Annotated in this window: 10 protein-coding genes; 6 read left to right on the plus strand and 4 right to left on the minus strand. The window is 70.0% G+C overall.

The window, feature by feature from the left end; translation table 11 throughout:
• Nucleotides 1-16: 16 nt before the first annotated feature.
• The gene (locus tag OV287_RS33445; RefSeq protein WP_267538101.1) at nucleotides 17-4,147 is read right to left on the minus strand and encodes a protein kinase domain-containing protein; all 4,131 of its coding nucleotides are present in this window, start codon (nucleotides 4,145-4,147) and stop codon (nucleotides 17-19) included.
• Between the two features lie 301 nt (nucleotides 4,148-4,448).
• Here OV287_RS33445 and OV287_RS33450 point away from each other — a divergent pair, with 301 nt between their 5' ends.
• Nucleotides 4,449-5,489, plus strand: coding sequence for an agmatinase family protein (locus tag OV287_RS33450; protein WP_267538102.1), 1,041 nt, complete (start codon nucleotides 4,449-4,451; stop codon nucleotides 5,487-5,489).
• A 143-nt stretch (nucleotides 5,490-5,632) separates the two neighbouring features.
• On the opposite strand, the gene OV287_RS33455 is transcribed toward OV287_RS33450, so the two are convergent.
• Nucleotides 5,633-6,631, minus strand: a complete 999-nt coding sequence (locus tag OV287_RS33455) for an ATP-binding response regulator (RefSeq protein WP_267538103.1) — start codon at nucleotides 6,629-6,631, stop codon at nucleotides 5,633-5,635.
• Between the two features lie 130 nt (nucleotides 6,632-6,761).
• On the opposite strand from OV287_RS33455, the gene OV287_RS33460 reads away from it, so the two are divergent.
• From OV287_RS33460 to OV287_RS33480, 5 genes are all read left to right on the plus strand, one after another.
• Nucleotides 6,762-8,081 (plus strand): trypsin-like peptidase domain-containing protein, encoded by a 1,320-nt coding sequence (locus OV287_RS33460; RefSeq protein WP_267538104.1) that lies wholly within the window; start codon nucleotides 6,762-6,764, stop codon nucleotides 8,079-8,081.
• Between the two features lie 69 nt (nucleotides 8,082-8,150).
• Complete coding sequence (locus OV287_RS33465; RefSeq protein WP_267538105.1) at nucleotides 8,151-10,322, plus strand: protein kinase domain-containing protein; 2,172 nt, start codon at nucleotides 8,151-8,153, stop codon at nucleotides 10,320-10,322.
• A 63-nt stretch (nucleotides 10,323-10,385) separates the two neighbouring features.
• Nucleotides 10,386-11,078, plus strand: coding sequence for a hypothetical protein (locus OV287_RS33470; RefSeq protein ID WP_267538106.1), 693 nt, complete (start codon nucleotides 10,386-10,388; stop codon nucleotides 11,076-11,078).
• A 368-nt stretch (nucleotides 11,079-11,446) separates the two neighbouring features.
• The gene (locus OV287_RS33475; RefSeq protein ID WP_267538107.1) at nucleotides 11,447-11,815 is read left to right on the plus strand and encodes a HEAT repeat domain-containing protein; all 369 of its coding nucleotides are present in this window, start codon (nucleotides 11,447-11,449) and stop codon (nucleotides 11,813-11,815) included.
• Nucleotides 11,816-12,010: 195 nt separating this feature from the next.
• A complete protein-coding gene (locus OV287_RS33480) occupies nucleotides 12,011-12,445 on the plus strand; it encodes a hypothetical protein (RefSeq protein ID WP_267538108.1) in 435 nt (144 codons plus the stop codon).
• A 15-nt stretch (nucleotides 12,446-12,460) separates the two neighbouring features.
• Here OV287_RS33480 and OV287_RS33485 read toward each other — a convergent pair whose 3' ends face one another.
• Both OV287_RS33485 and OV287_RS33490 read right to left on the minus strand, forming a co-directional pair.
• Nucleotides 12,461-13,834, minus strand: coding sequence for a cyclic di-GMP-binding domain-containing protein, MshE-related (locus OV287_RS33485; RefSeq protein WP_267538109.1), 1,374 nt, complete (start codon nucleotides 13,832-13,834; stop codon nucleotides 12,461-12,463).
• Nucleotides 13,835-13,889: 55 nt separating this feature from the next.
• Nucleotides 13,890-14,276, minus strand: a complete 387-nt coding sequence (locus OV287_RS33490) for a VOC family protein (protein WP_267538110.1) — start codon at nucleotides 14,274-14,276, stop codon at nucleotides 13,890-13,892.
• Nucleotides 14,277-14,301: the final 25 nt, after the last annotated feature.

Raw genomic sequence — 14,301 nt, forward strand, 5'->3', positions numbered from 1 at the left:
CAGGGAGGAACTCGAATCAGGGGCTGGCGCCACCCCACGCCCGCACCTCGCCTCGCGACAGCTCGTCCCGAAGCGCCCGCGCCTCCTGGAGGTCGAGGCACTCACCACCCGGCTCGAACGAGGCACAGGCCCTCTCCAGCATCCGCCACGCCGCCTCCGTCTGGCCCCTGTCCCGCAGCAAGCGGCACAGGCTCACTGTCACACGCAGTTCGGTCAGGCCCGCCCTCAGCTCACGAGCGGCCGAGAGGGCGCGAACGAAGCAGGAGCCCGCCTCCTCTTCCCTTCCCGCCTGCCTCAGGCACTCGCCCCGGATCAGGTGCAGCCAGGCCTTGCCGCTGACCTCCCCCGTCGCCGTGCTCCGGGCCAGTGCTTCATCAATCGCCGCCAACGCCTCCTGTACCTGCCCCAGCGCCAACCGGGTCTTCGCGATCACGCCCAGGCAGAAGGGAATTCCGTGACGAATGCCCCGCAGGCGCCAGGACTCGAGGACACCGTGCGCGAGTGCGAGGCCTTCCCGCGGTTGCTCCAGCTCGGTCAGGGCACCTCCTCGGATGAGCGTCGCCCACGAGCTCCACACCACGAATCTGCGCTCGCTCGCGAACGTGATGGCCCGGTCCACCAGCCTCAAGGCCCCCAGTGAATCCCGGCGAACCAGGCGGGCAACAGCCACCAAGACCTGCGTGGAGGCCAGGGTGTAGGGATGGCCGACACGGCCGGCCAGTTCCAGTGCATCCCGAGCACAGCGCCGCGACTCCTCTATCTGGCCGAGCACCGCATGCACGAGGGCCCCCACGGTCAGCGCCAGCATCCAGGGATCGCCCCCATAGCGGAGGGCCAGCGCTCGATGATCCTCGAGGGAAGGCTCCGGGCAGCCCAGGACGCGCTCCAGCTCCCGCGCGGCTTCCCACGGCCGTCCCCAGGCGAAGAGGATGGCCGCGCCCATCACATAGCCCAGGCTCCGCAGCCATGGCTGCCCGTGGCGCTGCCCCAGGTCCACGAGCCGCTCCGCCAGCTCCTTCGCCCGGTGGTACTCGGACCGTTCCCGGTAATAGGTGAAGAGACCCCAGAAGGACAGGCCGAGCCGCGGCAACGCCTCGCCTACCTGGGAGAGGAGCTCCCAGACGCGGGCGAACATCCGTTCCGTCTCGGGCGAGTTGTAGCCATGCACCTGCAGCATCGAGAGGCCCAGGTCCAGGCGTATCTCCAGCTCCCGCTGGAGGCGCCGCGGGTCATCCGTCAGGGCGGGCAACAGCTCCAATGCCCGGTTCAGATGACCCAGCGCCTCGGGGCTGTCCTGACGCTCGAGGGCCATCCGTCCGGCCCGGGCCCAGTAGCCGATGGCCCGCGCCTGCTCCCCCGCCTCGGTGAGGTGGTGCGCGAGCAGCTCGGGCCTCGACTCCACCATCTCGGGGAAGTGCGCCTCCACCGTCGACGCGACGCGCCGGTGCGTGCGCCGCCGCGTGCTCCGGGACTGGGACTGGTACGCGGCCTTCTGGAAGAGCGCGTGCCGGAACTGGTACTCCAGCCTGGACACTCCTTCCCGCTGCCTCAAGAGCCCCGCCTCCACTAGCACGGCGATGTCGCGCAGCACGGTGGCCTCATCGCGCTCCGACAACGTTGCCAGCAGATTGGGACAGAAGACCCGCCCCACTACCGCACCGAGCTGGGCCAGGGCCTTCTGACGAGAGGGCAGCATGTCCAGCCGGGCCAACAGCAGCTCGTGCAGGGTGAGCGGGATGGATGCCGCCGCCCCGCCCTCCAGCACCATGCGCGTCATCTCCTCGATGAAGAGGGGAATCCCATCCGTCTTCCCCACCAGCGCCTGGACCGTCTCCTCCGGCAGCTCGCGCTCCTGGGCCACCTCTCGCACCAGGGCCGCGGAGAGCCCGGCCGGCAGCCGCTCCAACTCCAGCCGGTGGAATCCGTCGCTCCGGGGCCAGTCCGGCTGGAACTCCGGACGGGCGCTCAGGACAACGAGGACCCTCGCCTTCCCGACGCGCTCCAGGAGGAAGCCCAGGAGCGCGAGCAGGGAGGAGTCGGCCCAATGCAGATCTTCGATGACCAGGAGCTCCGGCGGGGCATCGCAAGGACAGCGCGTGAGCATGCATACCAGGGACTCGAAGGTCTTCTCCTTGCGCCGCGCGGGCGTGAGTTGGAGCACCGGTGAATCCTCGGGAACGGGCAGATCCAGCAGCAGTCCCAGCAGGCTCCTGTCCTCCTGGAACAGGCCCAGACTCCGCAACCGCTCCTCCAGCTTCTCCAAGCGCAGCGAAGGAGGATCCTCCGGGCGGATGCCCACCGCCGCCCGAACCATCTCGATGATCGGGTGCAGGGCCTGGGTGCTGAACCGGGACCAGCACTGCACCCGGATCAGGGTGGACGACTCCGCCACCCGCTCGCTCAGCGCCTCGATGAGACGGGACTTGCCGATGCCCGCCTCACCGCTCACCAGGACGAAGGCCCCCTGCCCCTGCCGCGCCCCCTCCCAGAGCTCCAGCAACCGCCCCAGCTCGCGCTCCCGCCCCACCAGCGGAGAGAGCCGCCCGGCCTCGTGCGTCCGTTCGAACCGGGAGGCCACCTCCCGCTCGCCCAGCACGCGGTGGGTCTCCATGCTCACGCTTCCCGACAGCCCCTCGAAGGCGTGGGACCCGAGCGGCTCGGACTGGAAGGCGCCACGCACGAGCTTCCACGTCGTGTCGCTGACAACCACGTCACCCGGTCCAGCCTGATGCGCGAGCCACGCGGTCACCTTGGGGGCCTCGCCCTGGAGCCGCGTGCCCACCGCCATCAACTCCGTGTGCACTCCACCGCGCACGAACAGCCCGGAGAGGGGCAGGTGCGGCAGCCTGCGCCGCAGCGTTTCCCGCAGCTCCCGGGTGAGCTGGAGCCCCGCGCGCACCGCGCGCTCCGAGTCATCCTCCCGGCCCTGGGCCCAACCGAAACACGCGAGCACCTCGCCCCCCATGGACAGGCCCACGGAGCCCCCGTGCCGCTCGATGAGCTCCACGCTGGCCTCGTGGAAGGCCAGCTCCAGCTCGCCCAGGTCCTCGGCATCGAGCGGTGCTCCGCCCTCGTCGAGCCCCGCGAGCTGGCAGGACACCAGCGTCACCTGACGCCGCTGGGGCTCGGCGGCGGGCCCCCGTGCCTCGCGCCCGGCCCCGAAGAGACGTCCGCGCAGCTCGCGCACCTCGTCCCGCAGCTCCAGCGCCGAAGAGAAACGCCGGGCCGGGTCCTTCGCCAGCGCGGTGGCCAGCAGCCCCGCCACCTGCCGCGGCACCTCCGGGTGACGCACGCGGACGGGGGGCGCTGGCTCCGGGGAGATCACCCGCTCGCGCAGCTCCGCCATCGTGGCCCCTTGGAAGGGCGGCTCACCCGTGAGCAATTCGTACAGCACCACGCCGGCCGCCCAGATGTCGGTGCGCGCATCCTGCGTCTCCCCTCGCCACTGCTCTGGCGCCATGTAGGCCGGCGTGCCTCCGGCTGGCTGGAGCTTGGAGCGGACCGGCTCCACCGCGAGGTGCGACAGGCCAAAGTCCAGTAGCTTCACCGTCCCTTCCCGGGTGAGGAAGACGTTGCCGGGCTTGAGGTCCCGGTGGACGATGCCCCGCTCGTGCGCGTGCGCCAGGCCCGCGGCGATGGCCTCGAGAAGCTCCAGCGCGCGCCGGAGCCCGGGGCGCTCGCGCTCCAGCATCCCAGCGAGCGACTGGCCCTCCAGACACTCCATCACCAGGAAGGGCACCCGGGCCTGCCCAGGCGTGTGGCTCCACTCCGCCACGTCGAAGATGCGGACGATGTTCTCGTGGTTGAGCCGGGCCACTGCCCGCGCCTCCGCGAGCGCCTGCTCCTCGAAGCCCGGGCGAGGAAGCAGGAACTTGAGCGCCACCTCGCGCCGCAGCGTCGCGTCACGCGCGCGGAACACCTGCCCCATTCCCCCCCGGCCCATCGGCTCGAGGATTTCAAAACGCCGGCCCTCCGGGCCCCCGAGCCACTGCCCGGGAACCGGCAGCCGTGAGGAAGGCTCGACCTGGAGCACTTCCTTCAGGAAGGAGTCGTCGGCCTCGGAGGCCAGCTCGGAGGACCCGGAGGCCCGGCGCACGCCCGTGGCCGGCCATGCATGCATGTCCTCTTGAAGAGCGTCCTTGCTCATCTCTCCCTCCTGGGCCTCCTCCACGCGCGCACCCCTCCTTGGAGAAAGAGGTGCGTGTCCCAGGAAGTTAGGGACTGGGTGACTCCGCGTGACATGCGGGCCGCCCACCGGGGAGGCAGACCGGGCAGGGCTCAGCCAGGGGTTCAACCCGGGGTTCTCGAGACCCTCACCCCGTCCCTCTCCCGGAGGGCGAGGGGTAGGTATACGGCAGGAACCAAGGTGAGAAGGGAATGCCGCGGGATTGTCCCGACGCAGAGGATCGTTGCTTCGCGCACACGGACCCTTATCCTCCGCCGCCATCATGCCTGCTGCCTTCGACCCCAGCGCCGCCGCCCCCCCTGACTCCGGCATCTTCGGCCTCCCCCACTCCCCCGACGAGGCCCACGTCGTCCTCATCCCCGTCCCCTTCGAGGCCACCACCAGCTACGGCGGTGGCACCTCCGACGGCCCCTCCGCCGTCCTCGAGGCCAGCCGCCAGGTCGACCTCTTCGATGTCGAGACCGGCCGCCCCTATGAGCGCGGCATCGCCATGCTCCCCGAGCCCGCCGAGTGGCGCTCCTGGAACTCCCGCGCCAAGGAGCGCGCCGTCCCCATCGTCGAGGCCGGTGGCATCGACCCCTCCAACCCCGAGCTCCAGGCCGCCTCCACCGAGGTCAATCAGCTCTGTGAGCAGCTCCACGACGCCGTCTACCGCACCGCCAAGGAGTGGCTCGCCAAGGGCAAGCGCGTCGCCGCCGTCGGTGGAGATCATTCCATCTCCTTCGGCATCATCCGCGCCCACGCCGAGAAGTACCCCGGCCTCGGCGTCCTCCACCTCGACGCCCATGCCGACCTGCGCGACGCCTACGAGGGCTTCACCTGGTCCCACGCCTCCATCATGCACAACGTCATGGAGCGCATCCCCGGCGTGAAGTCGCTCGTCCAGGTCGCCATCCGCGACATGAGCGAGGACGAGCACCGCTACATCTCCTCCTCCAACGGCCGCGTCCGCGCCTTCTTCGACTCCGACATCAACCACAAGCGCTTCGACGGCATCCCCTGGAATCGCCAGATCGACGCCATGCTCGAGAGCCTCCCCCAGCACGTCTACCTGTCCTTCGACATCGACGGGCTCGACCCCACCCTCTGCCCCCATACCGGCACCCCCGTCCCCGGCGGACTCTCCTTCCCCGAGGCCGTCGCCCTCATCGCCGGCGTCGTCCGCTCCGGCCGCACCATCGTCGGCTTCGACCTCACCGAGGTCGCTCCCGATCCCGAGGGCGGTGAGTGGGATGGCAATGTCGGCGCTCGCCTGCTCTACAAGATGATCGGCTGGATGCTGAAGTCCGAGCAGCCCAAGTAGGGCTCCACCGAGGGGAACCCGCGATACTCGATACCCTCACCCCGTCCCTCTCCCGAAGGGAGAGGGGATGTTGGGGCTGAGGGGATGTTGGGGCTGAGGGGGTGTTGGGGCTGAGGGGATGTTGGGGCTGAGGGATGTGGGGCTCAGACCTTCGGCAACATCACGCTCAACGTCGTGCCCTGCCCCTTCTTCGACTCCACCGAGAGCCCGCCGCCATGCAGCCGCGCCAGCTCCGAGGCGATGTAGAGCCCCAGCCCCGCTCCCGCTCCGAAGGGCTCGAACAGCTCCCGCAGCTCCTCGTCCGAAATGCCCGGCCCTCCGTCCCTCACCCGGATCGTCATCAGCGACGCCGAGGACTCCAGCTCCACCCTCACCCGCCCACCGTGCCGCACCGCCTGGCCCAGCAGCCCGTCCAGCACCCGGCGCAGTCTCTCTGGATCAAACCGCAGCTCCACCGGCGCCGCCGGCACCTCCGCCTCCCACCGCACCTCGGGATGCCTCTGCTTCCACGCCTCCAGCTTCTGGCGCAGCAGCGCTCCCACGTCCGCCACCACCGGCACCACCACCACCGTGCGCGCCGCCAGGTGTGCCGCCTCCTGGAAGTCCCTCGTCAGCGCCTCCAGCTTCTCGAGCTGCGCCCCCAGCGTCTCCAGCGCGGCCCCCTCCGCCTTCCCCTCCGTCCACAGCCGCTCCACCTGCGCCCTCGCCGTGGACAACGGCCCCTCGAAGCCCTTCGCCACCCAGTCCCCCAGCGCCTCCATCGCCGAGGCCCCCTCCAGCGGCTTCGGCCGTGGTGCCTCCTCCAATGCCTTGCGGATCAGCGTCTCGAAGTCCGTGATCTCAAAAGGCTTGTGCAAGAAGGCATGGGCCTCTGGCGCACCATGTGGGAGAACTGCACTCAACAGGATGATGGGCACGCGGCCGAGGACCTCGTCGCCTTTGAGCTTGCGACACAGGTCCACACCACTCAGGCGTGGCATCATGTGATCCGTGACGACCAGGTTCGGCCGGCGCGCCCGCGCGAGGTTCCATGCCTCTTCGCCATCACGCGCCTGGATCACATCATGCCCCAGGTCCTCGACGACCTGGCTCAGCACCTCGAGCACCGCGGGCTCATCGTCCGCGACAAGGACGAGACTCATGCGTCCATTCCATTCAACCCCGTGCGTGGACGCCAGTCCGCGACTCGGGAATGCCCGCCCTGCTGCGGGGTTCCCGACACTCAGGGCGTCACGCACCCGACATTGCAAGCCCGCAGAGGGAGGACTTGACGTGAAGAACCCAGTGAGCCGGTGGGGACTGCTGCTCGCCGTATTGTTGGCTGTCACCAGCACCACCAGCGCCCGCGCCGACCTGGCGAAGCGCCGCAATGAGATCGTCGAGGTGGTCCAGAAGGTCTCCCCCGCCGTCGTCTTCATCGGCACCGAGAGCGAGGAGGAGTCCCCCTTCCGCGGGCGCCGCTCGATGATGGAGGAGTTCTTCGGCGGCCCCCATCAACGGCAGCGCCAGCAGAGCCTGGGCAGCGGCGTCATCGTGGACCCCAACGGCCTCATCATCACCAACGATCATGTCATCCGCGGCGCCTCCGCCATCCACGTGGTGCTGGCCGACGGGCGCGAGCTGGAGGCCGAGGTCATCGGCAGCGACGCCACCAATGACCTGGCCGTGCTCAAGGTGAGCGCCAAGCAGCCGCTGCCCGCGGCGAAGCTGGGCACCACCTCGGATCTGATGATCGGCGAGACGGTCATCGCCATCGGCAGCCCCCTGGGGCTGAGCAAGACGGTGACATCGGGCGTGGTGAGCGCCACCGGCCGCACCCTCAAGACGGACGGGAAGACCTACAACGACTTCATCCAGACGGATGCGGCCATCAACCCGGGTAACTCGGGTGGGCCGCTGCTCAACGTGGACGGCGATGTCATCGGCATCAACACCGCCATCATCGCCAGCGCCCAGGGCATCGGCTTCGCCATCCCCGCGGACAAGGTGCGCCGGATTGTGGACGAGCTCACCCGCTTCGGAAAGGTGCGCCCGGCCTGGGTGGGCCTCGAGGTCCAGCAGCTGTCTCCCCGGCTCGCCCGGCAGCTCGGGTGGGACCGCACCTATGGTGTCGTCGTCAGCGACGTGGAGCCGGGCAGCCCCGCCGAGCAGGCAGGCGTGCGCCGCGGTGACGTGCTCGCCGAGATGGGAGGCTCGCGCATCTCCGATGCCGAGGACTACATCAGCCGCGCCCGGGGCTACCCCGCCCGTGCCGCCTTCCCGCTCATCCTCTTCCGCGACGGCGGCCAGCGCACGCTGCAGGTGACGCCCGTCGAGTTCCCACCCCAGCTCGTGGAAGCCCTCATGTGGAACCGGCTGGGACTTCGGGTGAAGCCCTCGCGCGGCGCCATGGTCATCCAGGATGTGCGCTCTGGCTCGGCGGCGGCCGAGATCGGCCTGGCTCAGGGAGATTTCATCCTCCGCATCAACAACCAACCGGTGGCCGAGCCCGCCGCCTTCCAGGAGGCCCTCCTGTCCGCCAGGGGCACCCGGAGCGTCCTGCTGCTCGTGCGGCGCGGCCGCTACGGCTACAACATCACCCTTCCCTTCTAGGGAAAGGGGGGGCCCCAGGGTGGGGCCCTAGCGGTTCTCGGGCCAGGGCCTGCTAGCATAGGGGCCTACATGAGTCCGGTTCGCTATCACCCGCTCGGGCCCCTGCTGTCCGGCGAGGGCTCTCGTGCCTTCCTCGGGCTGGCGCTCGAGGACGGTGCCACGCCCCGTCCGGTAGTGCTCGTCTGGGCGCCTCCCGACATCACCCGGGACAAGGAGCTGTGCTCCCAGCTGGAGCGCGAGACGCAGCGCGCCGCCGTCCTGGAGCACCCCAACATCCTCCGCGTCCACGGGCTGGTGCCCCTGGAGGCGGGGCTGGCCCGCATCACCGAGTTCGCCGACGGCGAGTCGCTGCGCCGGCTCATGGAGGTGCGCCCCCGCATCCCCCCCGCCTTCGCCGCGCTGATCGTCTCGGACGTGGCCACGGGCGTGCACTACGCGCACCTGGCCGGCAACGATGACGGCACCCCGCTCGTCCATGGAGATCTGCGCCCGGAGACCGTGATGGTCTCCTTCAACGGTGTCTGCAAGGTGACAGGCTACGGGGCCCTCAACGTCGCCCCGCGCGAGCGCAACGGCCGGCGCGTCCGCAACCGCCGCAACTACAGCGCCCCCGAGCAGCTCATGGGCGGCCGAGAGGCCGTCACCGCTCGCACCGATGTGTTCCTCCTGGGCCTGCTGCTGCACGAGTGCCTCTCGGGGCGCATGCCCTTCCAGGACGCGCAGGACTCGGATCAGGCCGTCATCAACCGCCAGCTCCCGCCCCTTCCCTCCGACGTCCCGCGCCCCTTCGCCGAGGTGGTGCGCATCGCCACCTCCAAGCGCGCCAATGATCGCTACGCCACCCCGCTCGAGTTCCGCGAGGCCGTGGTGGCCGCCGTCGAGGGGCTCCCCTCCGCGGAGACCTTCTCCGAGTTCCTCACCCAGCTCTTCCCGCCCGACCGTGACGCGCGCGCCACCCGGCGGCAGATGCTGGAGATCGGCCTGGCGGACATGGCCCGCCGCGCCTCGAGCCCGGGCATGCCAGCAGTGGCCCCCACGCGCCCCTCCGGCAACACGGCCGTCGTCGCCCCCTCGCGCCCCATCTCCGGCTCCATCCCCCTCGCCGATCTCGACGAGGCGACGCAGAACGCCGACGTCGAGTACCACGACGTCCCCTTCGAGGAGGATGACGAGGTCGCCTTGGACTCGGTGATGGAGCTCACCGGCCGCCACTCCCGCCCGGGCGTGGCCCGCCCCCTTCCGCCCCGCGAGGAGTCCCGCGCGCCAGCCCTCGCGGAGGAGCCCCGCACCCCACCCCTCGCCGAGCCGCCCCGCCCCCTTCCACCGGACGAGCTCGAGGCACCACCTCCGGCGGCTGCCCGCCAGGCGCCCCCGAACAAGCCCGCCGAGGCCGAGGAGGTGGACGGCGCCCCCGCGCCCAGGAAGAAGCGGCGCTCACGCCTGCCGCTGCTCGCCGGAGTCCTGGCCACCGCGGCCGCTGCCGGTGGCTTCTTCTTCTGGAACGAGCACCAGAAGGCTCAGGAGATTCCCGCGGCCCCGCAGGTGGCCCCCATCGCCCAGGCCGCCCCCAAGGCGCCCCCTGCTACGCTCCCGGCGCCAGCTCCGGCGGAGGCCGCGGCGCCCGACCCGGCCGTCCCGGTGGACGCCGATGGCGGAACGACTGTGGCCGCAGCGCCGCCTGCGATTGCTGGTACGACCCCGAACACGGCTCCAGCCGTGACCGTCGCGGGAGGAGCGGCTCCAGCCGAGCCAGGAGGCACCGTGGTGCCCGCCTCGGGGACGCTCCCCGCCACTCCGCCACCTTCTGGCAGCACGGAGGCCCCCACCGCCCAGTCGCCCGTGGTGACCACCCGGCTCCAGCTCCTCGTGATGCCGCCAGTAGAGGTGTCGCTCGACGGCAAGCGGCTCGGCCGTACGCCGCTGACGGTGCCACTCGCGCCCGGTCCGTACACGCTGGAGTTGAGCAACAAGGCCAAGGGTGTGCGCACCGCCCGCGCGATCACCGTCCTTCCCCAGGGTACGACGAAACAGCGCATCCTCCTGGGCAAGGGCACCGTGCAGGTGCGCGCGCCGGCTGGCTCGCGCATCTACCTCAATGGACGCAAGGCCGGTCCGAAGCTGTCGCTCTATGAGGGCGAGCACCAGCTCGTCGTCATCACTGGAAAGGCCCGCTGGGAGAAGTCCTTCCGGCTCGAGCCCCGCCAGCGCGTGACTTTCGACGTGGCCCACGAGAAACCGTGACGTGAAACAACCCGGCCGTCCCGGAGCGCCCTGCGCGCCCGGCGGCTTTTCTGGAGGGAGACGATGCAGAGAAGAATCGCAATGCTGTGCCTGGCCTCGCTGCTGACGGTGACGTCCGCTCAGGCCCAGACGCCCGCGGCGGAGACCGAGGTGGCACCCGCCGCCCCCCGGCTCAACCGCTTGCAGGGCGTGGGTGACATCGACGCGCGCGTGATGCTCAACGCGGACATCGTGCTGGCCTTCGTCAACCTGGGCGTGGCCGCCGACGTCGGCGTGCTGCCGCTCGGCCCCGGCGTGCTCGCCATCGGCGGTGAGTTCGAGGCCGGTGCCTGCGTCTCCGTCTGCCTCCTGCTCAACGCCACCACCGGGTGGAGCTGGAGCCACATGTTCTACTCGCCCCATGCCCGCGCCACCTACCACCTGCTGCCGGGCAGCTCGCCCGGCCTGGAGAAGGTGGACCTCTACGGGCTGGCGCTCGTGGGCGCCACCATCACCACCACCCGCGTGGCCGGCTCCGAGTCGGGCACCGACTTCGAGGTCGTGGGCAACGACGTGGGCCCCTCGGTGGGCCTGGGCATCGGCGGCAAGTACTTCTTCAGCGACAACCTCTTCTTCGGCGCCGAGGGCCGCCTGCGCTACTCGGCCGGCCAGTACACGTACACCGCCCGCGCCGGCAACGTGAGCATCTCCGACTCCCAGTCCTCCTGGAGCCTGAGCGGCTTCAACATCCAGCTGTTCGCCGGCCTGCGTATCTGAGCAGCCCCGGACTCCGGCCGGCTCACGCGCTCTTGCGGTGAGCCGGCCCTGGTTTCGTGGACACTCCCGATGAGCCGGCCCGCATGAGGAGCGCCCTGTTCCTGTTACGCGTGGTCCTGCTCTCGGGCCTCGTCTTTTCCGTTGCGTGCGCCACTTCTCGAGCGCAGCTCCCGACGGATTCGGAGCGGCAACAAGCACGGACCCCAGCAGGCGTTAACACGCGCTCGGGACCTCCCACGAGCAGCCTGCAGCGGGCAGAAGCGCGCTCCGCCGCCCTCCAGCATGGGGCGCCCCTTCCAGTGCTCATCAGCTCGCTGCCTGGAGAACGGCTGCGGCTCTCCTTCCCTGCCTCTCCGCCCCAACCGGGTATGGAGAAGCTGAGTGTGGAGGAGATGCGTCACAAGATGGACACAGTGCAGCTACAGGACGAACTGGTCGATGCGTGCAAATGGGGAGAGCTAGACCGAGCGCGTGAGTTGATTTCAAGGTTCGGCACGGAGCCGAGGGCAAGAACCCTGCTTGAGGAGATGTTGCAGGAGGATGATGCGCAAGCAAGACAAGCCGCAGTCTTCGGTCTGGGTGAGCTTAGCGGAGCAGTAAGTGTCAAGCGGCTGGAACTGCAACTCGCTCTCGAAGAGGCACGCGGGGACTACGACGGGGAATCAGTTGTCGAGGAAATCGTCAGAGTCCTGGGGCGGATGGAGGATACGGAGGCACGGGCCGTGCTCGCACGATAGCTGGAGCGACTTTCCGCAACCGAGCCGGAGGTCAGCGACGTGAACGTGGTGACACAAGCCCTGTGGAGGAGACGCCACCCGGCTCTGCTGCCCACCGTCCGGACAAGCCTGGCCCATATCAACCCGAAGGCGCAGGGTTCCCTACCGGGCCTGCTCGTGCTTCTGGAGAAAACGCCAGATGAGATCCGTGCGTGGGTGAGCTCTCCACTGGTTTCCGTGAAGGACAAGACACGTGTCGTCACGGTGCTCGACGCGGATCTACCCGCGGACCTGGCCTCCACGTTGCCCTCGTTCATCTCCGTGGCATCCGCTCTGCTCGAGGAGGCCGCGAGTCAGGACGGAGAGGCCGCATACTACTGCGATCGCCTGTTCACCCTGCTGCTCCTGTACAAGGAGCGGGTTCTCCCTTCGATCCCGGACGATACTCGCGCCGAGCTGCGCACCCTTGCCCGAAGCCTCGTGCCCGCGGTCTCGCCCAACTGCTCTTTCGGCGCCGCAGCCCTGCTCGAATTCGTCGGACAACCCGAGGATGCGGCGATCATCGAAGCCCACCGCCCGGAGGACTCCGTCGGGGCCGAGTCCTTCGACGCCATCGCACGCGCGCTGCGCAGCCGCCAGGGTCAGCCCTGACGCGCCCGGGCGTCCTCACGCGCTCTTGCGGCGCTTGATCATCGCCTCGTACGAGCGGCCCACGCCCTGCGAGAGGATGAGCAACTCGCCCACGTCGGGCGGGGTGAGCTGGCCGGGCCCGTTGTCCACGTACAGCATGTGCACCAGCTTGCCGCGCACCAGCAGCGGCAGGATGACGGCCGTCGTCGGGTAGTCCCCGCTCAGCAGCTTGTAGAAGAGGCCAGAGGCCGCGTCCCGGCGCACCGGGCCCACGTAGTGCGAGCGCGTGTCCCGCACCAGCCGGAAGGTGCTCGGCCCCTGCAGGCTGATACCAATCCGCTTCACCGCGGCCTCGCGCACGCCCTTCCCCATTCCTCGCCAACCCGTCACGAAGCTGCCCTGCACGCTCAACAGCAGGCTGCGCTTCCACTTGCCCAGCGCGAAACGCAGCACCGTGGTGGCCACCTGCTCGCGGTCCGAGCTGCGCGACAGCTCCGCCTGCGCCTCGGCGAAGGTGAGCGGCGTAGGCGGCGGCTCCGGTGCCACCGGGGCGGCCGGCCCCTGCGGACGGGTCCGCACGGATGCCACCGGGTGCGGCGGCGCGACAGGGGGCGGCGGCCTCGGCGGCGCCACCGGCGGCACAGCGGGCACCTGGGGCAGCACGGGCGGCGGCGCATCTTCCAGCACCAGCCCCTCCGGGACGATCAGATCCGGCAGCTCCAGGGGAGGCAGCTCCACCGGAGCCACCGGCGCCTCGGGCACGTACCCCTCGACAATGGGGGCCGGCGCCTCCTCCTCCACCATCTCCACCAGGTCCAACACCGGCTCCGCGCCCACGGGGGCGCCTCCGCCCGTGAGCGCCTGAGCGTAGAGGGACTGGAACTCCTCCTCGCTGATCAGATCCTCGGACTTCTCCGCCGCGGCCGCCTTCTCCGCCTCCTGCTGCGCGCGCGAGGGCCGCACGGCGTTCATGTCGATGGCCCGCATCGCCCGGAACGCCTTGCAGTAGCGCCGCTGCAGCTGGTTCATCCGGAACTCGGGGATGACCACCGGCACCACCCGCTTGCCCGTCTTGAAGGCCAGCGCATCCAGCGTCGCGATGTCCTCGGGGTTGATGACCGCCACGCTCATCCGCGTGGCGTCCATCCGCATCGGCAGGAAGTCCTTCTCGTCCGCATCGTTGATGTCCACCAGCTCCAGCGCACGCGGATCCGGAACCATCTCGCCCGAGGCGGACGCCACGTTGTGCTGCTTGCCGAGCACTCGGGCGAGCTCCTGCTCCGACAGCAGCCCCAGCTCGACGAGGTTCGTCCCCAGCCGCCCGCCATGGACGACCTGGGATTCGAGCGCATCCTCCAACGCCTCGGGGGTGATGAGGTTTTCCTGAAGGAGCAGTTCGCCCAGGCGCATGAGGTCACGGCTTGTAGCCGCCCCCCGCCGCCTTTCGCAAGGCGTGCCTGCGCCCTCAGTCCTCCGGGTGGTGGCTGAGCGCTACCCGGTTGCCCTCTGGGTCCCGGACGTACACCGTCCAGCGCGTCTCATGCTCCAGGGGGACCCCCGCCCGGGCAAAGGCCTCCACCACCCCGGCCCGCCCGGCCTTGGGGATACGGAAGGCCAGCAGGAAGAGGCCTGGCCGCTCGTTCCGGAAGGGGCCAGGCTCGGGCTCCCCCGCCACCTCCTCCAGAGCCAGGAAGCCCCCGCCTGGCACCTCTACCCAGATGCTGCGGAGCGAGCCGTCCGGCCGGTGGTGCCTTTTGAGCTCAGAGAAGCCCAGCACATCCCGGTAGAAAGCCGTGACCTTCTCTACGTCCCGAACCTGGATGGCCAGATGGTGGAAGCCATGAACGTCCATGGCGCGAATGGTATGGTGCCCGCCC

It is taken from the genome of Archangium lansingense, assembly GCF_026626635.1.
In the GTDB taxonomy this organism is placed as follows: domain Bacteria; phylum Myxococcota; class Myxococcia; order Myxococcales; family Myxococcaceae; genus Archangium; species Archangium lansingense.

Coding starts and splice junctions, on each gene's coding strand:
- OV287_RS33445 (WP_267538101.1), bottom strand. CDS start 4,147: ATGAGCAAGGACGCTCTTCAAGAGGACATGCATGCATGGCCGGCCACG.
- OV287_RS33450 (WP_267538102.1), top strand. CDS start 4,449: ATGCCTGCTGCCTTCGACCCCAGCGCCGCCGCCCCCCCTGACTCCGGC.
- OV287_RS33455 (WP_267538103.1), bottom strand. CDS start 6,631: ATGAGTCTCGTCCTTGTCGCGGACGATGAGCCCGCGGTGCTCGAGGTG.
- OV287_RS33465 (WP_267538105.1), top strand. CDS start 8,151: ATGAGTCCGGTTCGCTATCACCCGCTCGGGCCCCTGCTGTCCGGCGAG.
- OV287_RS33470 (WP_267538106.1), top strand. CDS start 10,386: ATGCAGAGAAGAATCGCAATGCTGTGCCTGGCCTCGCTGCTGACGGTG.
- OV287_RS33475 (WP_267538107.1), top strand. CDS start 11,447: ATGGAGAAGCTGAGTGTGGAGGAGATGCGTCACAAGATGGACACAGTG.
- OV287_RS33485 (WP_267538109.1), bottom strand. CDS start 13,834: ATGCGCCTGGGCGAACTGCTCCTTCAGGAAAACCTCATCACCCCCGAG.
- OV287_RS33490 (WP_267538110.1), bottom strand. CDS start 14,276: ATGGACGTTCATGGCTTCCACCATCTGGCCATCCAGGTTCGGGACGTA.